A 20,444-nucleotide genomic window follows, 5' to 3' on the forward strand; every position below is an offset into this window, starting at 1 on the left:
CGGCGGGCGTCGTCAGTTCGTGGAGATGAGCTTCAGCTCGGGGTGCGCCGTGCCGCCCTCGATGGCGGTGGAGGAGATGTGCGAGACCACCCGCTCGTCGACCGGGTCGTTCGCCGGGTCGTCGTGCACGAGCAGGTGCTCGTAGGTGGTCGCGCGCTGCGCCGGGGTGCGGCCCGCCTTGCGGATCAGGTCGATGATCTCCTGGCGGTTGGAGCGGTGCTTGGCACCGGCCGAGGAGACCACGTTCTCCTCCAGCATGATCGACCCGAGGTCGTCGGCGCCGTAGTGCAGCGACAGCTGGCCCGCCTCCTTGCCGACGGTCAGCCAGGAGCCCTGGATGTGGGCGATGTTGTCGAGGAAGAGGCGCGCGATCGCGATCATGCGCAGGTACTCGAAGATCGTCGCCTGGGTGCGGCCCTTGAGGCGGTTGTTCTCGGGCTGGTAGGTGTACGGGATGAAGGCGCGGAAGCCGCCCGTACGGTCCTGGGTGTCCCGGATCATCGCGATGTGCTCGATGCGCTCGGCGTTGGTCTCGCCGGTGCCCATCAGCATCGTGGAGGTGGACTCCACGCCCAACTTGTGGGCGATCTCCATGATCTCCAGCCAGCGCTCGCCGGACTCCTTGAGCGGGGCGATCGCCGTACGCGGCCGCTCCGGCAGGAGCTCGGCGCCGGCGCCCGCGAAGGAGTCGAGGCCGGCCGCGTGGATGCGCTGGATGGCCTCCTCCGCCGAGACGCCCGAGATGCGGGCCATGTGCTCGACCTCGGACGCGCCGAGGGAGTGGATGACCAGCTGCGGGAAGTCCTTCTTGATGGCGGAGAAGTGGTGCTCGTAGTACTCGACGCCGTAGTCCGGGTGGTGCCCGCCCTGGAACATGATCTGCGTACCACCGAGCTCGACGGTCTCCGCGCAGCGGCGCAGGATGTCGTCGAGGTCGCGGGACCAGCCCTTCTTCGCGTCCTTGGGGGCCGCGTAGAAGGCACAGAACTTGCACGCCGTGACGCACACGTTGGTGTAGTTGATGTTCCGCTCGATGATGTACGTCGCGATGTGCTCGGTACCGGCGTAGCGGCGGCGGCGCACGGCGTCGGCCGCCTGGCCGAGCGCGTGCAGCGGCGCGTGGCGGTAGAGGTCGAGCGCCTCTTCCTTGGTGATCCGGCCCCCCGCGGCGGCGCGGTCGAGGACAGACTGGAGAACGGCCTGGTCGGTCACCGGTGAGTCACCTTTCGGCGGTGTGTCTGTGTCAAGGTCCGGACCGATCCAGCCTACGCCAGGGCCACCCGGCGCATTTCAGGGGCTGCGCCTGAGGTCGCCCTCGGGGTTTCCGGCCGGGGTATCGCCCGACCTGTAGTGCAGCGTCCCGTCGGCGTTGAGGCTGAAGCGCTCGTCGGCGGAGCCGTCGGAGCAGACCCCGGGAGCCGGGTTGGGGCCGCCCGAGGTGTCCAGGACCAGCGAGCGGTCGGTGGCGGAGGAGAGCTTCCAGTCGCCGCTGCAGTCGGTGCCCAGGACGGCCAGGACCGACTTGTCCCGGCCGACGACCTCACCGACCCGGCCCGCCCTGATGGTGATCTCGAACTCCGAGGACAGGCCGAGGCGGGCGGTGGTGACCGTGCCCTTCCAGGTGCCGACGAGCTCCTTGGGCACGTCCTCGCGGGTTCCCTTGGGCGCGGCCGGGCTCCCGGTCGGCTTCGGGCCCGCGGTCCCGGTCGGGTTCGGGGCCGAGGAGGCCGATGCCGCGGGGGCGGGCGCGGAGGCGGAGGTCCGCGGTCCGCCGTCGGCCAGGTCCCGCTCCTCGGTGCCCTGGCCGGGCAGGACGTCCAGCCAGTACAGCCCGCCGGACAGCACCGCCAGTACGGCCGCCGCGGCCAGGACCACGGTGCAGCTGAACCGGCGCCCGGCCGCCCGGACGGTGACCTGCCGCCCCGTACCCTCCGGGTCGGTCCGCTGCCCGGGCAGCCCCCCACCGCCGGTTCCCGGGCCGGGGGTTCCGTACGGACCGGCTCCGCCGGCCGAGCCCGCGGTCGGAGCCCCGGCCACCGCGGCGCCCGTACCGGCGGAGCCGGAGCCGCCCCCGGCGGCGCCGTACGGCGAGCCGGCGCCCGGGACTGCGCTGCGGTAGGCAGGGTCGGGCGGACCGAAGCCGCCCCCGGCGGGACCGCCGTACGAGGCGGCCGTGAACGGCACCGGCCCGGACGGGCCGTCCGCGTACGGCGTGCGGGACGTCCCGAAGCCCCCGCCCGCCGACGCTTCGGATCCGCCCGCGGGGGTGTCCGCGTCCAGGTCCAGCAGCGCCACCGCGGCCCGGCTGGCCTCCTCCACCAGCGGCCCGGGAAGCCAGCCCGGGACGCCCAGCGCGCCACCGAGGGCCGCCGCGACCGCCTCGGGGGCGGGGCGCTCCGCGGCCGTCTTGGCCAGGCAGGCCTCGATCAGGTCGCGCAGCTCCCCGGCCGGGAGCGCACCGAGCTCGGGCGGCTCGTGCACCACCTTGTAGAGGAGGGTGGCCGAGTTGTCCCCGGTGAAGGGCGGCCGCCCGGTCGCCGCGAAGGCCATGACCGCGCCGAGCGAGAACACGTCGGCCGCCCCGGTGATCCCCTTGCCGAGGATCTGCTCGGGTGACATGTAGCCGGGTGAGCCGACGGAGACCCCGGTGGAGGTGAGCGAGGCGGTGCCGTCCGTGGCCCGCGCGATCCCGAAGTCGATCAGCCGCGGCCCGTCGAGGGTGAGCATCACGTTCGACGGCTTCACGTCACGGTGTACGAGACCCAGGCCGTGCACGGCCACCAGGGCGCGGGCCAGCCCCGCGCCGATGGCCCGTACCGAGGCCTCGGGGAGCGGCCCGTGGCCGGCCAGCGCACGGTCCAAGGAGGGTCCGGCGACGTATCCGGTGGCCACCCACGGCACGGGGGCGTCGGGGTCCGCGTCCAGCACGGGCGCGGTCCACTCGCCGCCCACCCGGCGGGCCGCCTCGACCTCGCGCCGGAACCGGGCCCGGAACTCCTCGTCGGTGGCGAAGTGGGGGTGCACGATCTTGACGGCGACGGTCCGGCCGCCGGCGCTGCGCCCCAGGTAGACCCGGCCCATGCCACCCGCGCCGAGTCGGCCCAGCAGCCGGTACGCGCCGATGGTCCGCGGTTCCCCGGCTTCGAGCGGCTGCATCGCGTCCCCCAATTCCCCGTGTTCCCGGGCGCCTTGTGCCGCCCGGCCGAGCAGCAGCAGCCTAGTGGGGTGCCGGGTGGGGCGGGGGAAGGTGCACGGTCACCCTTTTGCATTTCCGCCGCGGGGCGAGAAATGCAAAAAGGGCGAGAATTCCCGGTAAACCGCACATTCGCCCGCCGGGCCTTTGGACTACCGCCGGGTAAACCCGCTCAAGCCTCCTGGACCACCGCGCTGAGCAGCTCCACGTCGACATCCGCGGGGTACCCGGTCGTCGGTCCCGTACGGCGCGCGAATTCCCGTACGCCGGCCAGCTGCTCGGGGCCGAAGCGGAAGTCGAGGGTCGTGAAGTACCGCTCCAGCAGCTCCGCGTCGAAGGCCTCCCAACGGGCCGCCTGTTCGGCCACCTTGGTGACCTCCTCCAGGGAGACGTCCCGGGAGGAGAGGAAGGCCTCGTGGACCTCCCGCACGACGGCGGGCTCGCGGGCGAGGTAGTCCTTGCGGGCGGCCCAGACGGCGAAGACGAACGGCAGCCCGGTCCACTCCTTCCACATGTGCCCGAGGTCGTGCACGGTCAGCCCGAGCCGGGGTGCGTCGTGCAGCGAGGCGCGCAGCGCGGCGTCCCCGATCAGTACGGCCGCGTCCGCCTCCTGCATCATCACGCTCAGGTCGGGCGGGCAGGTGTAGTAGTCGGGCCGTACCCCGTACTGCTCGGAAAGCAGCAGCTGGGCGAGGCGCACGGACGTACGAGAGGTGGAGCCGAGCGCGACGCGGGCGCCGTCGAGCTGCTCCAGGGGGACCTGCGAGACGATCACGCAGGACATCACCGGACCGTCGCAGCCGACCGCGATGTCGGGGAAGGCGACGAGCTGGTCGGCGTTGCGGAGGAACTCCACGAGGGTGATCGGGGCGATGTCCAGGTCCCCCTGGACGAGGCGCTCGCTGAGCTTCTCGGGGGAGTCCTTGGTCAGCTCCAGGTCCAGCAGAGTGCCGGTTCTGGCCAGCCCCCAGTAGAGGGGCAGGCAGTTCAGGAACTGAATGTGGCCGACGCGGGGCCGGCTGCGATAGAGGTCCACATCGCGAGACTAGCCCCCGGGTCGGCGTCAGCCTTCCAGCGGGTCTCAAACGTCCGGGTGACGTGATCTTTCCCTCTGGTCTCCACCACAGAGTGCGTGCTAGGCTCGCCGCAAGTTGCAGTTTGGTTTCCCTTGCAGTACGAGGCCTGCGGAGAATGTGACCCGCAGGCTTTTGTAGTTTTCAGACTTCTTAGCAGGTTCTGGAGCAGGGCGACCCTTTGGCCCATAGGAGGGCTCATGGCTACCGGAACCGTGAAGTGGTTCAACGCTGAAAAGGGCTTCGGCTTCATCGCCCAGGACGGCGGCGGCCCGGATGTCTTCGTCCACTACTCCGCGATCAACGCCTCTGGCTTCCGCTCCCTGGAGGAGAACCAGCAGGTGAACTTCGACGTCACGCAGGGTCCGAAGGGCCCGCAGGCGGAGAACGTCACCCCGGCCTAGTCGCCTGGGCCAATCCCATCGCGGGTTGGAAATGCAGTACCCAAGGAGCCCTGTCCCCTCTGCGCGAGCAGATCAGGCAGGGCTCCTGCCTTTTTGCCCCGCCCCGGCCGTCCGCCGGCCGGGGGGGGCAACGCAGTGGCCCCCGGCACCGTGGGAACGGTGCCGTGGGCCACTGGCGTACCGGCCGGCGACTGCCGGCCCTATTGCCTCAGGGGCGGGTCGCCGTCTTCGTGGGAGCCGGGTCCGGGGTCGGAGCCGGGGTCGTGGCCGGAGCCGTGACCTTGAGCTCCAGGACCAGGGTCACGTTCTCCTTGGTGGTCAGGCGCACGAAGTAGGTGCCCGGGGCCACGTCCGTGGTGAACAGCTCCGGCAGGACGATCTTGCCGTCGGCTCCCGTCCTGGCCAGCAGCTGCCCGAAGACCTTCTTGCCGGCCTCGTCCTTGAAGTACGGGCCCTTCGCGGTCGCCGGGTCCACCGGGACCCACTTGCCGTCCGCGTCCTTCACGACCAGGTCGGCGACGGTCTCCGTACCCGCGACGGCCTTGCCGGCGGCGGTCGCGAAGACCTCCACGTCGGTGAAGCTCTTGCCGGCGATCGTCTCCAGCGGCTTCGCGTCGCCCGCACGGGCCAGCTTGTCCGCGACCGTGACCGTGACCTTGCCGTCGAGGTTCTCGGTGAAGCCGCCCTGCGGGTCGTAGGCCGAGACGCGCAGCGTGAAGGTGCCGGCCTTGGCGCCCGCCTTCAGGCCGGGCGCGGCGGCGATGCCGTCGGCGCCCGCCTTGACCACCAGGGAGTCCGCCGTACCGAAGAGGGTGCCGCCGGTGGTGTCCTTCTCCACCGCGAAGATCACTTCCTGGTTGACGGCGGGCTTGCCGTCGCTCAGGAGCACCTTGACCCGCGGGACGTCGGTGAAGGCCGCACCGGCCTCGGCCGTCAGGCCCGGACCGCTGAGGACCGTCAGGCTCGCCAGGCGGGCGGCGGGCGGCTTCGGCTGCTCCGGCGTCGGAGTGGGCTTCGGCGTCGGAGTCGGTGTGGGGGTCGGCGTCGGCTTGGGCGTCGGCGTGGGGGTCGGCACGTGCGGGCTGGGCAGGGTGGTGCCCGGCGGCGGCGTCGAATAGTCCCCGGCGGGCGGGTTCGCCACCTCGGTGGCGCCGCCCGTCTGGTACTGGCGCATGTAGCCGAGCACGGTGTTCACGTACTCGCGGGAGTTGTTGTAGCTGAGGATCGCCGCGTCGAGCTTGGCCGCGACCGACAGGTCGCGGTCTCCCGCGCACAGGTAGAGACCCGCGCCCAGCGCCGCGTCGTAGATGTTGTTCGGGTCGCGCTTGGAGTCCCCGTTGCCGTCGGCACCCCAGGTGCGCCAGGTGGACGGGATGAACTGCATCGGGCCGACGGCCCGGTCGTACACGGCGTCCGCGTCCCACTCGCCCGCGTCCGTGTCCCGGATCTCGGCGAAGCCGTTGCCGTCGAGGCGGGGGCCGCGGATGGGCTTCTCGGTGTAGCCGTCGGCCTTGAGGCCGTAGCCCGAGGCATGGACGGACTCGACGCGGCCGATACCGGCGAGCAGCTGCCAGGGCAGCTTGCAGCCGGGGAGCGCCGCGGCCACGGACACCTCGGCACGGTGATAGGCGTCGAGGGCGGTCGCGGGTATCCCGCTGGCTCCCTCGGTTGCGCCGGCGCCGGTGGGTGGCGGGTCGGCGACGATGTCGGGCAGATCCAGCCGGGCGTCACCGCGGTCGGCGGCCTGCGGACTGTCCGGAGTGGGCTCGGACTCTCCCGCGTCGGCGGTCGACGGACTGGTCACGACCGCGGCGGTGGTCAGGCTGGCCGCGAGTGCGGCCGTGCACAGGACCTTGCGCGAGGTGTTGACGAGGTGGCGGTGAAGCGGCTTCACAGTGCGGCGATCCCCCCAAGGAGCCGTCAAAGGTATACGGCCGGTCTAGCCGTGAATATCCACTGTCTATCAGGTATTCGAACCCGACTCGCCGTCGCGCCGGCAGATGTGACGCACCATTCGTCTCGGCTTCACCCGGGTCTCATGGCCGAACGGACAGAACACCCGACTCCCCGCCCAACTCCCCGCCCGGATCACCCCGATGAGCACCAATTTACCCCCTGCTGCGGCACGCCTCGACGGTCGCGACCGAAGGGGCGCCGGATCCCGCCACGGCCGGATCCGGCGCCCCGTGGCTTGACCCCGCATCCCGCCCCCTCACCCCCCGTACAACCCCGCGATCTCCGGGGCGTAGCGCTCCGCCACCACGCCCCGGCGGAGTTTCAGGGACGGCGTCAGTGTGCCCGCCTCCGGGGTGAAGTCCTCCGGGAGGATGTGGAAGGCGCGGATGCGGGACGGGCGGGAGACCGCCCGGTTGGCCTCCGTGACCGCCGCGTCGATGAGGGCGTGGACCGCCGGGTGCGTGGCGGGGGTGGGGCCCAGGTCGAGGGCCTCGCGGGTCGCCCAGTCCGTGACCTCCTGCGCGTCCAGCGTGATCAGGGCGACCGGATACGGCCGGCGGTCTCCGATCAGGACCGCGCGGGAGACGTAGCGCGAGCGCTGGACGGCGAACTCCACCTCCGTCGGGGTGATGTTCTTCCCGGCGGAGGTGATGATGAGCTCCTTCTTCCGGCCGGTGATGCGCAGGAAGCCGTCGGCGTCCAGCTCCCCCAGGTCACCGGTGTGCAGCCAGCCCTCCGGGTCCAGCGCCCCGGCCGTCGCCGCGGTGTTGGCGTGGTAGCCCGGGAACACCATCGGCCCGCGCGCCAGCACCTCCCCGTCCTGCGCGATCCGCACCTCGCAGTCCGCGATCGGGCGGCCCACCGTCCCGTGGCGCACCGCCTCCGGGTGGTTGAGGGAGATGACGCCGCCCGACTCCGTCATCCCGTACCCCTCGTACACGCAGATCCCGCAGGCCCGCAGGAGGTCCAGGGTCGCCGGGGCGATCGGGGCGCCGCCGGTGAGCGCCCACCGGAGCCGGCCGCCGAAGGCGGCGCGGACCGGGGCGTACAGCGCCTTCTCGGCCGCCTCGTGCTCCGCCCGGAGTTCCTCCGGGAGGCGGCCGTCCGCCGCCAGCACCCCCACCCGCACCGCCGCCTCGAAGCGTTCGCGGCCGCCCTGCTGCGACTCCGCCAGCGAGAGCACCACCGAGTGCAGCTTCTCGAACAGCCGCGGCACCGATGGCAGATGGGTGGGGGCCACCTCCGCGAGCTCCGCCAGGACGTTCTCGATCCGGCCGCCGAAGTAGCACAGCTCCCCGCCCGCGATCAGGGTCGTGTACTGGATCAGCTGGGCCAGCATGTGCGCGAGCGGCAGGTACAGGTAGGTCGAGTCCCCCGGCCCGCCCTTGATCAGCGGGACGGTGGCGTCCTGGACGGCCCCCAGGTTCCCGTGGGTGAGGCGGCACCCCTTCGGCAGGCCCGTCGTGCCCGAGGTGTAGACGATCGACGCGTCCGCCCCGGGGGTCACGGCCGCCGCTCGGGCCAGCAGTTCGGACTCCGCCACCCCGCGAGGCGGTTCGGCCGGTTCGGCCGGTTCGGCCAGTTCGTCCATCAGCACCACCGCCCGCAGCGCGGGCAGTTTCGGCCGCAGGGCCTCGACGCGGGCCGCCTGCCGCCCGTCGTCGCAGACCACGACCACCGCCTCCGAGTCCGCGAGGACCCAGGCGACCTCCTCCTCCCCCGCCGTCGGATACACCGGTACGAGGACCGCGCCCGCCGCGAGCGCCCCGAAGTGCGTGTACGTCCACTGCGGCCGCGTCTCGGCCAGTACGGCGACCCGTTCCCCGGCCGCCACGCCCAGGCCGAGCAGCGCGCACCCGACGGCCCGCACCTGCGCGCCGAGTTCCCCGTACGTGCGGGAGAGCCACTCGCCGTCGGGTGACCGGAACCGCAGGGCGGGCTCCGGCCCGTACCGCTCCTCGGTCCACTGGGTGAACACCGCCAGTGTGCTCGGTCGACCGTCCATCGCATGCCCTCCCGGGGGTTGGTGACCTGGTTGGTGACCTGGGTCGTGACCTGGGCCGGTGACCTCCGCCCCCTCCGACGCTAGGCAGGCGGACCGCCGCCGCGGCATGACCGGAAGCGTCACCCCCACTGACCCCGGCGCTCATCCGTGCCTCCGCGTCCGTATCGCCCCGGGCCCCGGCGGGCTACCGTCGGAGCCATGGGGAGGCGGACGATCACCGTGCACCATGTACGGGCCCTGCTCTCGGGGGCCCGCGGCAGCGGCATCGACACCGTGCCGCTGCTCCAGGAGGCGCAGATCCCGCCGCTGCTGCTGGGCGACGACCGGGCGCGGATCACGCCCGCGCAGTTCGCCCGGCTCTTCCGGGCGCTGTACCGGACCACGCAGGACGAGTTCCTCGCGCTGAGTCCGGTTCCGAGCCGCCCCGGCACCTTCGCGATGATGTGCCACGCCTCGCTCGGCTGCCGCGACCTGGGCGCGGCCACGGAGCGGGCCGCCGCCTTCTACGGACTCTTCCCCAGCGAGCCGGAGCTGGCGCTCGAAGTCGTCGGCGACGAGGCCCGGTTCACCGTGCGCAACGAGTTCGCCCGGGACGAGGACCGGTTCCTCACCGAGTGCGTGCTCGCCATCTGGCACCGGCTGAGCAGCTGGCTCGTGGGGCGGCGCATCCCGCTCGCGTACGCCGCCTTCCGCTATCCCCCGCCGGCGCACCGGGAGGAGTACGAGACGCTCTTCGACTGTCCGGTTCGCTTCGGCGAGGACCGGACGGGTGCGGTCTTCGACGCGCACTGGCTGACCGCACCGCTCGTACGGGACGAGCCCGCGCTCGACGCGATGCTCCGCCGCGCCCCCTTCGACCTGTTGTCCCGTCCGGAGTACGGCACCACGGTCGCGGAGCAGGTACGCCGCACCCTGACGCAGCGGCTGCGCACGTCGCCGCGGCTGCCCGCGCTCGGCGAGGTGGCGGCGCGCCTCGCGGTGTCGCCGGCGACGCTGCGCCGCCGGCTCCAGCAGGAGGGGACGTCCTTCCAGCAGTTGAAGGACCACGTGCGGCGGGACGCGGCGATCGCGGGCCTGGCGGAGAGCGGGGAGCCGATCGCGGAACTCGCCGCGCGGCTGGGCTTCTCGGAGGACACGGCCTTCCACCGGGCCTTCCGCCGCTGGACGGGCACGACACCGGGGGCCTACCGGATCGCCTCGGGCGGCTGAGGCCGGGCCCGTCCGCGGCCGGGGCGGACCGCGGCCCGGGCGCGTGCGAGGGCGGGGCCCGTGCAAGGGCGGGGCCCGTGCAAGGGCGGGGCGCGTGCGAGGGCGGGTCAGGAAAGGTGAGCTGTGCGGTCAGCGACCTTCCTACCGGTCGGTCACTACCTTCACCTCACCTACCCCGCACGGAACGATCCCCCTGGGAGAGCCGCCCATGCGCTTCCGAAGCCACCGCACCCCTCTCGCCACCGTGACCGCCCTGGCCGCCGCCCTGACCGTCTCGGCCGCGGTCCCCACGGCGACCGCCTCCACCGCCGGCGCCGGCGCCCCGGGCGATGTCGTCAGCAGCGCCCCTTCCGCCTTCCACCCGCTGCCCGGCCAGCCCACCGGCACCAAGGCCTGGAAGATCCACTACCGGTCCACCACCGCCGACGGGGCCCCGAACATCGTCTCCGGCACGGTCATCGTTCCGCAGGACGGCCGCACCGGGCCGCGCCCGCTGGTCACGTACGCCGTCGGCACGGTCGGGATGGGTGACTCCTGCGCGCCGAGCAACAACCTCCCCCACGGCACCGCCATGGAGGCCAACCTCATTCAGCAGCTCACCCTGCGCGGCTGGGCCGTGGTCGTCACCGACTACGAGGGTCTCGGCACCCCGGGCGTCCACACCTACACCGTGGGCCCCTCCGCCGGGCACGCCGTCCTCGACGCCGCGCGCGCCGCCCAGCGGCTGCCCGAGGCGGGACTGTCCGCGAACGGCCCGGTGGGCATCATGGGCTACTCGCAGGGCGGCCAGGCCAGCAGCTGGGCCGCCGAACTGCAGGGTTCGTACGCCCCCGAGCTCCAGGTCAAGGGCACGGCGACCGGCGGGGTCCCCGGGGACCTGCTGAAGGTGGCCGAGTTCAACAACGGCTCCTACGGGTCCGGACTCATTTTCATGGCGGCCGCCGGGCAGGACGCGGCCTTCCCCGAGCTGAAACTGGACTCCTACCTCAACCCGCCGGGCAGGGCGCTGGTCGCCGGGATGAAGGAGAACTGCGTCGCGATCGACTCGATCGCCGGGTCCTTCAAGCGGATCTCCGACCTCACCACGCGCGACCCGCTCGCCCAGCCGGACTGGCGGGCCCGGCTGAACCGGAGCCGGCTCGGCGGCACCGCCCCGGCCGCGCCCGTGTACCAATACCACGCGCTCGCCGACGAGCTGATCCCGTACGGGGTGGGCCGCCGGCTGCGCTCCGACTGGTGCGCGCGGGGTGCGAACGTCGAGTTCGACACCGTGTGGGTCGGTGAGCACGTCAGCGGCGTGATCACGCACTCCCCGGCGGCCGGGAACTGGCTGGCGGACCGCTTCGCCGGGCGCCCGACCCACGCCAACTGCTGACCCGATGCGCCCCGTCGGGCACCTCCCGGCGGGGCAGGACCGGCTCCCGGACGACAGCCGCCCGCGGAGGAGGAACTCGTCGGCGTACTCCCGTACGCCGACCGGGCCGGGCGGTGCATGCGCTCGCCCGTGGCGGTCCGCGCGCGTCAGGGCTCGCGCGGACCGCGGTAGAGCTCCCGGATGCGGTCGGCGTAGTCGCGGGTGATCGCGCCGCGTCGGAGCTTCAGCGACGGGGTCAGGTGGCCGCGGGCCTCGGTGAAGTCGACCGGCAGGACGGCGAAGCGGCGGATCGACTCGGCCCGCGAGACCAGCCGGTTCGCCTCGTCCACCGCACGCTGGAGGTCGGCCCGCAGTTCCTCGTCCCGGACCAGCTCGCGGATCGGCACGTTCTGCTTCTTGTGCATCTGGCGCCAGTGGTGGAGACCGTCCGGTTCCAGGGTGATCAGTGCGGTGATGTACGGCCGGTTGTCGCCGACGACCATGCACTGGCCGACCAGCGGATGGGCCCGCAGCCAGTCCTCCAGCGGTGCGGGGGCCACGTTCTTGCCGCCGGAGGTGATGATCAGGTCCTTCTTGCGGCCGGTGATGGTGAGGTACCCGTCGGCGTCGAGCTCGCCGATGTCGCCGGTGGCCAGCCAGCTCCCGTACGGGGCGGCCTGCGCCGCGTTCCAGTAGCCGGCGAAGACGTGGCCGCCGCCCAGCAGCACCTCCCCGTCGTCCGCGATGCGTACGGCCGTGCCCGGCAGCGGCCAGCCGACGGTGCCGAGGCGGGGGCGCTGCGGCGGGGTCACGGTGCTCGCGCCGGTGGTCTCCGTCAGCCCGTAGCCCTCGAAGACCTCGACGCCCGCGCCGGTGTAGAAGGCGGCGAGCCGCCGGCCCAGCGGCGATCCGCCGCTCAGGACGTAGCGGACGCGGCCCCCGAGCGCGGCCCGGATCCGCCGGTAGACGAGCGGGTCGTACACGGACCGGGCGAGCCGCAGTCCGAGGCCGGGGGCCTTGCCCTCGGCGACCTCGCCGAAGCGCTGCGCGATGCGGGCGGCCCGGTCGAAGGAGGAGGCCCGGCCCATCTTCTCCGCGGTGGCGCGGGCGGTGTTGTAGACCTTCTCCAGTACGTACGGGATGGCCAGCAGGAAGGTGGGCCGGAAGCCGGCGAGGTCGGCGAGCAGGTCCTCGGTGCTGATGCTGGGCGCGTGCCCCAGCTTGACGCGGGCCCGCATGCAGCCGACGGCCACCATCCGCCCGAAGACATGGCTGAGCGGCAGGAACAGCAGGGTGGAGGCCGGGTCCTTGCTGACGGACCTGAAGACGGGGTGCAGCAGCTCCACCGCGTTGTCCACCTGGGCGTAGAAGTTGCCGTGGGTGATCACGCATCCCTTGGGCTGCCCGGTGGTGCCGGAGGTGTAGATGAGGGTCGCGACGGAGTCCGGCGTACGGGCGACCCGGCGGTTGTGCACCACCGCGTCCGGGATGCGTTCCCCGGCCTTGACCAGCCGGGCCACCGCACCGGTGTCGAGTTCCCACAGGTGCGTCAGCCAGGGCAGGTTGCCGCGCTGGGCGCTGATGAGCCGGGCCTGCGCGGTGTCCTCGACGGCGCAGGCCACGGCCCCGGAGTCCTGGATGATCCAGCGCGCCTGGAGGGCGGAGGAGGTCGGGTAGATCGGTACGGTGACCAGCCCGGCGGCCCATCCGGCGAAGTCGAGCAGGGTCCACTCGTAGGTGGTCCGGGCCATGATGGCGAGGCGGTCGCCCTCGCGGAGCCCTTCGGCGATCAGGCCCTTGGCCACGGCGAGCACCTGGGCCGCGAACTCCGCGGCCGAGACGTCGTGCCAGACGCCCTCGCGGTCCTTGCGGGCGAGCACCGCCTCCCCGGGGGCCTCCCAGGCGTTCTGGAACGGCAGGTCCCCGAGGGACCCCCGGTCCGGCGGGGCCACGAGCGCGGGCACCCGCACTTCCCGGACCACCCCGCCGATCACGGTCTTGACGGGTTCTACCGGTCCCACTGGTCCCACCGGTCCCACGGGACCGACCGGCTTCAGCTCGGCTTCCACGGCGTACTCTCCTCGGCTCGGCACGAGCGTTACCGCCGGTAATCTACGGAGGGGTAACCGGCCCGACCAGCCCCTGGACCCGTTCTTCACGGACGCTCCACGCCACCGCCCCACACCCCGGAGGCGAGGTCGGTCCGCACGCCGTCACGGAAGTCCCGGTCGCCCGCCGCCTCGGCGAGCCGGTCGGCCGGCCGACGACGGCCCACCCGACCGACCGGCGCCGGGCGTTGGCGGCCGACCCGCCGGCGCGCACCGAAGCCGCCGTGGAGTCGATCGCCCGTCAGGTCGGCCACGGCAGTGCGCCCGGCCCGTGCGCGGCCTTCACACCATGTGCACGGACCGCTCCGGGCAGCGCCGCGCGACGGCCGCCGCCGCCCGGACCCCCGAAGGGTGTCGGACCCGCCAGGTAGCGTGGGGCCGCACGACAACGTCGGCAGGCAGTGCGTCGGGGCACGGCAACCGCCGCCCGCGGAAGGCGTCCGGGACCACGCCGGATGCGGAGCGGCCGCGTGCCGCCCGGCTGTTGTCGCGTCCCACCCTCTGAGCAAGGAGCTCCACCAGCATGTCCATACCGCCGCAGCCGCCGTCCTCCCCCGGCCCGTACTCGCAGCCGGGAGGGTACGGATACCCGGGGCAGCCGGGGCAGCCGGGCCAGCCCGGGCCGTACGTCGGCGGCCCGCAGCCGGGTTGGTACGCACCGCAGCCGCAGAAGACCAACGCCCTGGCCATCGTGGCGTTCGTGATGTCGCTCGCCTGCGCGCTGCCCCTGGTCCCGCTGATCCTCGGCATCATCGCCCTCTCCCAGATCCGCACGCGCGGCGAGAAGGGCAAGGGGCTCGCCGTCGCGGCGATCGTCATCCACGGCGTGACCATCGCCTTCTACGGGATCTTCGTGGTCCTCGGCCTCACCGGAGCGCTGGACGACACCCCGCCGAAGCGCGACAGCAGCGGCGAGGTCACCGAACCGGTCTCCGGCGGCGTGAACGACGTCCGCGAGGGGGACTGCTTCAACACCACCGACGACCTGAAGGACTACCACGACAAGGACGGCGGCCAGGCCGCCCTCTCGGTGCGCATCGTGCCGTGCGACCAGCCGCACAAGGGTGAGACGTTCGCCGTCGTCAAGCTGGACGACGGCGCGTACCCGGGCACGGAGAAGATCGTCGCCATCGCCGAGGAGAAGTGCGGGGGACCGGCGTTCACCGCGTACGTGGGCGCCGAGGTGAATCCCCCCGGGAAGCTGGAGATCTACTACTACTACCCCCAGGCCACCACCTGGATCCGCGGCGACCGCGAAATCAGCTGCTTCGTGGGCGATCCCAACGGTCCCACCACCGGCTCGATCCGCGTCGCCGGTTCCTGAGCCACGGCCCGCGGCGGTCGTCAGGCCGCGGCGGCCCCGCCCTCGGCGGGCGGACAGTGGCGGCAGCGTCCCGGTTTCGGGGCGCGGAAGGCGCGATCGCAGCCGCCGCAGTTCTGGAGCGGGTCGGGTGGCCTCATGTCCCGGGCCTCCGGGCCCGGCGGGGCCGGGGGCAGGTGCGGCGGGATCAGCTCGGCCAGCCGGTACGCGAGTACGGACGCGGGGCGCCGCATCTGCTCGGGGAGGCCTGCGCACAGGGCCCGCGCGACCATCTCCGGGGCGATCCCGCGCTCCAGCCAGGCCGATACGCCCGGCGCGAGCCACCGTACGTCGCGCTCGCCCAGCAGCAGCCGCGGGTCGCGCCGCCGCAGGCCGGCGAGCAGGTCGACCGCACCGGGGTGCAGGCGCTGATCCTCCGGCGGAGCAGGGATTTCCGGCGCGGGGGCGGGCACGGCTTCCTGCGCGGGAGCGGCAGCGGGCGCGGGCACGGGTGCGGGCGCGGGCGCGGAGACCTCCTGGGGCTGCGGCCCCGGCTCCGGCACCACCACCGGCTCCGGTACGGGTGCCCGGTCCGGCGGCCCGGGCGGCTCCGGCGGCCCGCCCGGGGTGGCTCCCGGCATGTTGTACGAGTACGTCCGGGTCACGACCCGGCCGGTCGCCGGCCGCTCGCGCCGCCGCTCCAGGAAGCCGTGCTTCTCCAACTCCCGCAGGGCGGTGGCGATCCGGATCTCGCCCTCCGGGAACCGCGCGGCGAGCGCCTTGACGCTCACCGGCGCCCCTTCGGGCAGCGACTGGATGTGCACCGCGACGCCGATCGCCGTCGCCGACAACCGGCCGTGCTGGGCGAGGTGGTTGGCGACCACGGTGTAGTGACGGGCGAGCCGCACGTTGACGTGGATGACACCGGTTCGGGGGGTCCCGCAGGGAACTCGGGGCGAGGCGCAGACGGGCGCGGTAGGGTGCTCAAAAGCCATGGGGAAGGGATTGCTTCCTACTTGGTAGCCATGGGGAAGGTTGAAGCTTCCTGATTGGTCAGGCCCTCGGCCGGGATTCGCAGTCCCGTCGGGGGCCGTCTCATGTCTGAGGTTGCCGGGGCGAGCATATGCCAAGCAACCCATAGGAAATCCAGCCCAGTTGGCACGATTCACCCGACCGAGCGACGCGTGCCGGTTGGGTGGGGTGGGTTGGTATTTTCCCCCGGTTCTTTGGTCTTTATACGTCCGAGCACCCCGGCGCGCGGCTCCCCACGGCCCGGTCCCACCGGCGCGGGCGGGGTCGGGCGCGGGTGCGGACGCGGGCCGGATCCGCACCCGTTCTTGTCGGTTCCGCGCCCCTTGGAACCGTACGGTCCCCTTCCCACGTCTCCCATGAACATGATCAGTTGAATCCGGTCATGTCCGGTTATCAACCACCCAGGGGACACATGTCGTTCGACACGGAATGGGCGCAGCACAAAGCCGCCGTACTCGCGCAGCAGCCGTCGCCCGCCATGCGCCTCAACCACGCCCCCACCGACGGCGGCGTGCCGGGGAGTCCGGCCGGGAGTCTGGTGGCCGGGGCCGCCTCCATCAACGGCAACGCCAACCTGCTGATCGAGATCGCCGCGCTCCTCCACGAGGGCCGGCCCGACGGTGAGGCGAGCACCATGGCCCGCGCCCCGCGGGCGCACGCCGACGTCTCGGCGGAGGTCCTGCGCTTCGCCCGGTTCGCCGACGACCAGTTCAAGGACACGGTCAACCTGCTCGCCGCCCTGGCCACGCGCCTGAAGACGGCCGGCACCGACTTCGCTCAGGTGGACGACGACACCGCCCGCTCCTTCCTCTCCGACCTCCTCGCATCGGGGCGGTACGTACAGCCGGAGGCCAAGTGAGCGGGATCGCCCACCGCAAGGAAGTCCAGTTCCTGGAGGAGTGCAATCCGGCGCTGGTGGAGCGCAACGCCGCCGAGTTCAAGCGCCTGCGCGATCTGCTCGTACAGGCCGAGACGCCCGCCCGCCGCGCCGAGACCGGCACCGAATGGCACAGCGAGAACAGCCACACGTACACCTCGCGCCTCTCCGAGGCCCGGCAGCTCGTGCAGCACATCGCCGAGGGGTACGACAAGGCAGCGAGTGCCCTGAACGCGTACGCGGCGGCGCTGACGACCGCCAAGTCCCACTACGCGAACGGCAAGGGCGCCGAACGCAGGCTCGCCGCGCTGATCGCCACGAAGGGCACCGCGATCACCCGCACCGCGCAGGAGGCGGAGCCGATGTGCCAGTGGGAGGACATGCGGGCGACGACCGGTTTCCTCGACGGTCTCGCCGAGCTCACGATGGACGTGGACGACATCCGCGAGGAGGCCGACCGCCTCCACGACGACGCCGGCGGCAACTTCCACCTGGCCAAGGCCGCCGAGCAGGAGGCGCGCAGCTCTTGCGTCCACGCGCTGAAGCAGGCGTACGAGCTGCTGCCCGAGTTCAGGCTGAAGGGCGGCGCGGGCGGGGTCGACATCTACGCGGCCATGGCCGACATCCGCCGCGAGGCGGCGGAGGCCCGCACCGACCCGCTGACCCATCTGCCGGGAAGCGGGCCGAAGAAGGACATGGCAGGCCCGGTCGGGCCGGACACCCCGGTCTCCCCGCAGCTCCGCGACATCCAAATGCGGGTCGCCGGGCTGCCGGACGCCGCCGACAACTACTGGGTTCCCCTCGTCACGGACGGCATGCACGCGGACTGGATCTCTCAGAACAAGGAGATCCTGCGGGCGGCGGCCAGGAACGCGGGACTGCCGGAAGAGCTGGTCGCGGGCGTGGCCTGGCAGGAGATCGGCGGCTACCAGCCCGGACTGCTGGACGACGTGACCGGCACGATCCGTGAACAGGCCGCCGCTCCGTGGGGCCTGAGCCCGGTCACCCCCGAGAACCTTCCGTGGCGGCTCGGCGGAGGGCTGGACGAGACCTCGTACGGACCGATCGCCATCCAGCTGCGGCGCGGCGCCGAAGTGCTCGGCTACGACCCGGCGAACCTCACCGACCACCAGCGGACCCTGGTGGAGGAGGCCCTGCAGGACCCCAAGCAGAATGCCTTCATAGCCGCCGGCTACCTGGCGCAGATCAAGGCGGAGAGCGGTCTCGCCGACGTGCCCGCCGATCGGATGACGGAGGCCCAGATGCGGGAGATCGCCGCCCGCTACAACGGGGGACCCTACTGGGACCTCCCCAAGGCCCAGGGCTACGGTGACCGGTTCGTCGGGAACCTCGGTCAAGCGAAGGACGCAATGCGATGACGTACCCCCGCGAGAGCATCGACCTGCCCGAGGACCAGGGGTGCCTGCGGTGGGTCCTGGGCGTCCCGCTCGGGATCATCCACCTGCTGAACGCCGTCGCGGTGACCGGGGCCCTCTTCGCCGGGCCGCAGGCCGAGTGGGACCACCAGGGCTACGAGGGCGTGGCCGCGATGTGCTTCGTCTCCGTGTCCCTGAGCGCGCTGGGCCTGCTCATCACCGTCATCCCGAGCGTGCGCCGGACCATGGGCCTGTGGTGGTTCGCCCCGCCCCTGATCCTCGGGCTGACCGCGTACATCCGCGGCGCGACGCTCGGCTGATCAGGCGCCGGCGCGAGGACATCGGCCTGCCCGGGGGCTGACGGCGCGGGCCGCGCGAACGCCGCAGCCCCCGCCCGGACGGGGGCGGGGGCTGCGGCGAGCCGTTCCGTACGGGGCGCTGCGGGTCAGGCCGCGACGACGACCGACTCGGCGGCCGGGGCCGGCTCGTCCAGCGGGGAGCCCGAGGCGGAGGCGTAGGCCTCCTTGTCCAGGATCCCCTCGCGGGCCGAGACGATGACCGGGACCAGGGCCTGGCCGGCCACGTTGGTGGCGGTGCGCATCATGTCCAGGATCGGGTCGATCGCCAGCAGCAGACCGACGCCCGCGAGCGGCAGGCCCAGCGTGGAGAGGGTCAGCGTCAGCATGACGGTGGCGCCCGTCAGACCGGCCGTGGCGGCCGAACCGATGACCGAGACGAACACGATGAGCAGGTACTCCTTGATGCCCAGCTGCACGTCGAAGATCTGCGCGATGAAGATCGCGGCGAGCGCCGGGTAGATCGCGGCGCAGCCGTCCATCTTGGTGGTGGCGCCGAACGGGACGGCGAAGGAGGCGTACTCCTTCGGGACGCCGAGGCGCTCGGTGACCTTCTGGGTGACCGGCATGGTGCCGACCGAGGAGCGGGAGACGAAGGCCAGCTGGATGGCGGGCCAGGCGCCCTTGAAGAACTGGATCGGGCTGACCTTGGCGACCGTCGCGAGCAGCAGCGGGTAGACGCCGAACATCACCAGGGCGCAGCCGATGTAGACGTCGGCGGTGAAGGTGGCGTACTTGCCGATCAGGTCCCAGCCGTAGGTGGCGATCGCGGTGCCGATGAGGCCGATGGTGCCGATCGGGGCGAGGCGGATGACCCACCACAGGGCCTTCTGGAGCAGTTCCAGGGCGGACTCGGCGAGGTCCAGGACGGGCTTGGCCTTGGCACCGAGCTGGAGGGCGGCGATACCGGCGACGACGGCCAGGAAGACGATCTGAAGGACCTTCAGCTCGGTGAAGGGCGTCACGATGTCCGTCGGGACGATCCCGGTCAGGAAGTCGATCCAGGAGCCGGTCCGCTTGGGGTCCTTGCCGTCGGCGGCCGTGAGGCCGGTGCCCGCACCGGGGTCGGTCAGCAGGCCGATGCCGATGCCGATGCCGACCGCGATCAGCGACGTGATCATGAACCAGAGGAGCGTGCGGGTGGCGAGCCGTGCGGCGTTGTTCACCTTCCGCAGGTTGGTGATCGACACCAGGATCGCGAAGAAGACGAGCGGGGCGATGGCCAGCTTCAGCAGCTGGATGAAGATGTCGCCGACCTCCTCCAGGGTGGTGCCGAGCCAGCTGATGTCCTGGCTGCGGGCTATCCAGCCGAAGAGGACACCGAGGGCCAGACCGGCGACGATCTGGGCCCAGAAGGGGAACTTGAACGAGGCCTTGGCGGGGGCCTGGGGGGTCGCGGACACGGACACTCTCCGGAGGTGGCGCACGAAGACAGGGGGGAAGTACTGCGGTGGTGAAGCGGTGCGGCAGCAGCCGGAAGGGCCGGCCGGGACGGCTGCTGTATCGATTCAGCTCAACAGCAACAGGCCGCGGACGCGCGGCGGCAGAGGTCGACGTGCAGGCGCGTCACGAGCGGAACGCTCGCGATCAGGGGGTGCGCAACTGTGGTCAACATGTTCAACACGCTAACACTTCCCCTTTGAGAATCTCAAAGGGGCCCTTTGAGACAACGGCGCACGGGGCCCCCTTGCGCAGCCCGGAAAAACGCCACCGCCCCAGCGTTACGGGCGGTATACCCGGTGCTGGGGCGGTTCGGTGTGTGATGAAGCCAACTGGGGCGTTACGAGGCCACTCGCGCCGCGTCGTCGGCCTGGTCCTCCTGGGTGCGGTTCGCGGCGAGCCGCTCCTTCGCACCCGCGACGCGCCCGGAGATCTGCGTGGACATCTCGTCGCGCTGCTTGCGCAGGAGGACGAAGGAGAGCGGGGCGGAGATCACCAGGGCGAGCAGGACGACCCAGGCGACATTGGCCTCCCCGAGCCCTGCGGGCACCCAGCCGATCCGGACGAGGCCCGCGACGGCGACGAGGCATCCGACGAAGATGCCCAGGCGCATCGCGGTGTAGCGGATCGTTGCGCTCGGCTTGAGGGACACGGTGACCCCTTCTCTCTCGTCGTGGTCTGCGGCGGCTGGTGCCCGTCCAGTGAAGCACGCCGGGACCCGGCCACCGCCCTCCGGGGTGCGGCGGCGGGCCCGTCCCCAC

General features: G+C 72.4%; 17 protein-coding genes. 7 read left to right on the forward strand and 10 right to left on the reverse strand.

Annotated elements, in window-relative coordinates; genetic code table 11:
• Window positions 1-12: 12 nt before the first annotated feature.
• The 3 genes from mqnC to IE257_RS21025 form a co-directional block, all read right to left on the reverse strand.
• Window positions 13-1,212 (reverse strand): cyclic dehypoxanthinyl futalosine synthase, encoded by a 1,200-nt coding sequence (gene mqnC / locus IE257_RS21015; protein ID WP_033224154.1) that lies wholly within the window; start codon window positions 1,210-1,212, stop codon window positions 13-15.
• 78 nt (window positions 1,213-1,290) lie between these two features.
• Window positions 1,291-3,156 carry a serine/threonine-protein kinase gene (locus IE257_RS21020; RefSeq protein WP_189970787.1) on the reverse strand — a complete coding sequence of 622 codons (1,866 nt, stop codon included), beginning with the start codon at window positions 3,154-3,156 and terminating at the stop codon, window positions 1,291-1,293.
• A gap of 209 nt (window positions 3,157-3,365) precedes the next feature.
• Window positions 3,366-4,229, reverse strand: coding sequence for a menaquinone biosynthetic enzyme MqnA/MqnD family protein (locus IE257_RS21025; RefSeq protein ID WP_189970789.1), 864 nt, complete (start codon window positions 4,227-4,229; stop codon window positions 3,366-3,368).
• A gap of 237 nt (window positions 4,230-4,466) precedes the next feature.
• Between IE257_RS21025 and IE257_RS21030 the strand changes: the two genes are divergently transcribed.
• Window positions 4,467-4,670, forward strand: coding sequence for a cold-shock protein (locus IE257_RS21030; protein ID WP_007265804.1), 204 nt, complete (start codon window positions 4,467-4,469; stop codon window positions 4,668-4,670).
• A gap of 208 nt (window positions 4,671-4,878) precedes the next feature.
• Here IE257_RS21030 and IE257_RS21035 read toward each other — a convergent pair whose 3' ends face one another.
• Entirely contained in the window at window positions 4,879-6,564 is a 1,686-nt protein-coding gene (locus IE257_RS21035; RefSeq protein ID WP_229920542.1) for a lytic transglycosylase domain-containing protein, read from the reverse strand.
• Window positions 6,565-6,882: 318 nt separating this feature from the next.
• Window positions 6,883-8,631, reverse strand: coding sequence for an AMP-dependent synthetase/ligase (locus IE257_RS21040; RefSeq protein WP_189970791.1), 1,749 nt, complete (start codon window positions 8,629-8,631; stop codon window positions 6,883-6,885).
• 198 nt (window positions 8,632-8,829) lie between these two features.
• Here IE257_RS21040 and IE257_RS21045 point away from each other — a divergent pair, with 198 nt between their 5' ends.
• Together IE257_RS21045 and IE257_RS21050 are read left to right on the forward strand one after the other, a co-directional pair.
• Complete coding sequence (locus tag IE257_RS21045) at window positions 8,830-9,840, forward strand: AraC family transcriptional regulator (protein WP_189970793.1); 1,011 nt, start codon at window positions 8,830-8,832, stop codon at window positions 9,838-9,840.
• A gap of 208 nt (window positions 9,841-10,048) precedes the next feature.
• The gene (locus tag IE257_RS21050) at window positions 10,049-11,215 is read left to right on the forward strand and encodes a lipase family protein (RefSeq protein WP_189970795.1); all 1,167 of its coding nucleotides are present in this window, start codon (window positions 10,049-10,051) and stop codon (window positions 11,213-11,215) included.
• Between the two features lie 146 nt (window positions 11,216-11,361).
• Here IE257_RS21050 and IE257_RS21055 read toward each other — a convergent pair whose 3' ends face one another.
• Complete coding sequence (locus IE257_RS21055) at window positions 11,362-13,233, reverse strand: AMP-dependent synthetase/ligase (protein ID WP_372453102.1); 1,872 nt, start codon at window positions 13,231-13,233, stop codon at window positions 11,362-11,364.
• A 116-nt stretch (window positions 13,234-13,349) separates the two neighbouring features.
• A complete protein-coding gene (locus tag IE257_RS21060) occupies window positions 13,350-13,556 on the reverse strand; it encodes a hypothetical protein (RefSeq protein WP_189970799.1) in 207 nt (68 codons plus the stop codon).
• Between the two features lie 269 nt (window positions 13,557-13,825).
• Here IE257_RS21060 and IE257_RS21065 point away from each other — a divergent pair, with 269 nt between their 5' ends.
• Window positions 13,826-14,626, forward strand: coding sequence for a DUF4190 domain-containing protein (locus IE257_RS21065; protein ID WP_189970802.1), 801 nt, complete (start codon window positions 13,826-13,828; stop codon window positions 14,624-14,626).
• A 20-nt stretch (window positions 14,627-14,646) separates the two neighbouring features.
• Here IE257_RS21065 and IE257_RS21070 read toward each other — a convergent pair whose 3' ends face one another.
• Window positions 14,647-15,510 (reverse strand): helix-turn-helix domain-containing protein, encoded by an 864-nt coding sequence (locus IE257_RS21070; protein WP_229920543.1) that lies wholly within the window; start codon window positions 15,508-15,510, stop codon window positions 14,647-14,649.
• A gap of 536 nt (window positions 15,511-16,046) precedes the next feature.
• On the opposite strand from IE257_RS21070, the gene IE257_RS21075 reads away from it, so the two are divergent.
• From IE257_RS21075 to IE257_RS21085, 3 genes are read left to right on the forward strand one after another with little or no spacing between them, the layout of a single operon-like run.
• Window positions 16,047-16,493 (forward strand): hypothetical protein, encoded by a 447-nt coding sequence (locus tag IE257_RS21075; RefSeq protein ID WP_229920544.1) that lies wholly within the window; start codon window positions 16,047-16,049, stop codon window positions 16,491-16,493.
• Window positions 16,490-17,890 carry a hypothetical protein gene (locus tag IE257_RS21080; RefSeq protein WP_189970806.1) on the forward strand — a complete coding sequence of 467 codons (1,401 nt, stop codon included), beginning with the start codon at window positions 16,490-16,492 and terminating at the stop codon, window positions 17,888-17,890. Before IE257_RS21075 ends, IE257_RS21080 begins: the two co-directional genes overlap by 4 nt.
• A complete protein-coding gene (locus IE257_RS21085) occupies window positions 17,887-18,207 on the forward strand; it encodes a hypothetical protein (RefSeq protein ID WP_189970809.1) in 321 nt (106 codons plus the stop codon). The genes IE257_RS21080 and IE257_RS21085 overlap by 4 nt, the downstream gene beginning before the upstream one ends.
• A 125-nt stretch (window positions 18,208-18,332) precedes the next feature.
• On the opposite strand, the gene IE257_RS21090 is transcribed toward IE257_RS21085, so the two are convergent.
• Window positions 18,333-19,652, reverse strand: a complete 1,320-nt coding sequence (locus tag IE257_RS21090; RefSeq protein WP_189970811.1) for a dicarboxylate/amino acid:cation symporter — start codon at window positions 19,650-19,652, stop codon at window positions 18,333-18,335.
• Between the two features lie 371 nt (window positions 19,653-20,023).
• Window positions 20,024-20,335, reverse strand: a complete 312-nt coding sequence (locus tag IE257_RS21095; RefSeq protein WP_229920545.1) for a DUF4229 domain-containing protein — start codon at window positions 20,333-20,335, stop codon at window positions 20,024-20,026.
• Between the last annotated feature and the right edge of the window lie 109 nt (window positions 20,336-20,444).

The organism is Streptomyces avidinii (genome assembly GCF_014650695.1).
GTDB classification, from domain to species: Bacteria; Actinomycetota; Actinomycetes; order Streptomycetales; family Streptomycetaceae; genus Streptomyces; species Streptomyces avidinii.

What these genes read in the sequence shown, in the direction of transcription:
- IE257_RS21040 (WP_189970791.1), bottom strand. Translation starts at nt 8,631, where the DNA reads ATGGACGGTCGACCGAGCACACTGGCGGTGTTCACCCAGTGGACCGAG.
- IE257_RS21020 (WP_189970787.1), bottom strand. Translation starts at nt 3,156, where the DNA reads ATGCAGCCGCTCGAAGCCGGGGAACCGCGGACCATCGGCGCGTACCGG.
- IE257_RS21065 (WP_189970802.1), top strand. Translation starts at nt 13,826, where the DNA reads ATGTCCATACCGCCGCAGCCGCCGTCCTCCCCCGGCCCGTACTCGCAG.
- IE257_RS21050 (WP_189970795.1), top strand. Translation starts at nt 10,049, where the DNA reads ATGCGCTTCCGAAGCCACCGCACCCCTCTCGCCACCGTGACCGCCCTG.
- IE257_RS21045 (WP_189970793.1), top strand. Translation starts at nt 8,830, where the DNA reads ATGGGGAGGCGGACGATCACCGTGCACCATGTACGGGCCCTGCTCTCG.
- IE257_RS21075 (WP_229920544.1), top strand. Translation starts at nt 16,047, where the DNA reads ATGTCGTTCGACACGGAATGGGCGCAGCACAAAGCCGCCGTACTCGCG.
- IE257_RS21085 (WP_189970809.1), top strand. Translation starts at nt 17,887, where the DNA reads ATGACGTACCCCCGCGAGAGCATCGACCTGCCCGAGGACCAGGGGTGC.
- IE257_RS21030 (WP_007265804.1), top strand. Translation starts at nt 4,467, where the DNA reads ATGGCTACCGGAACCGTGAAGTGGTTCAACGCTGAAAAGGGCTTCGGC.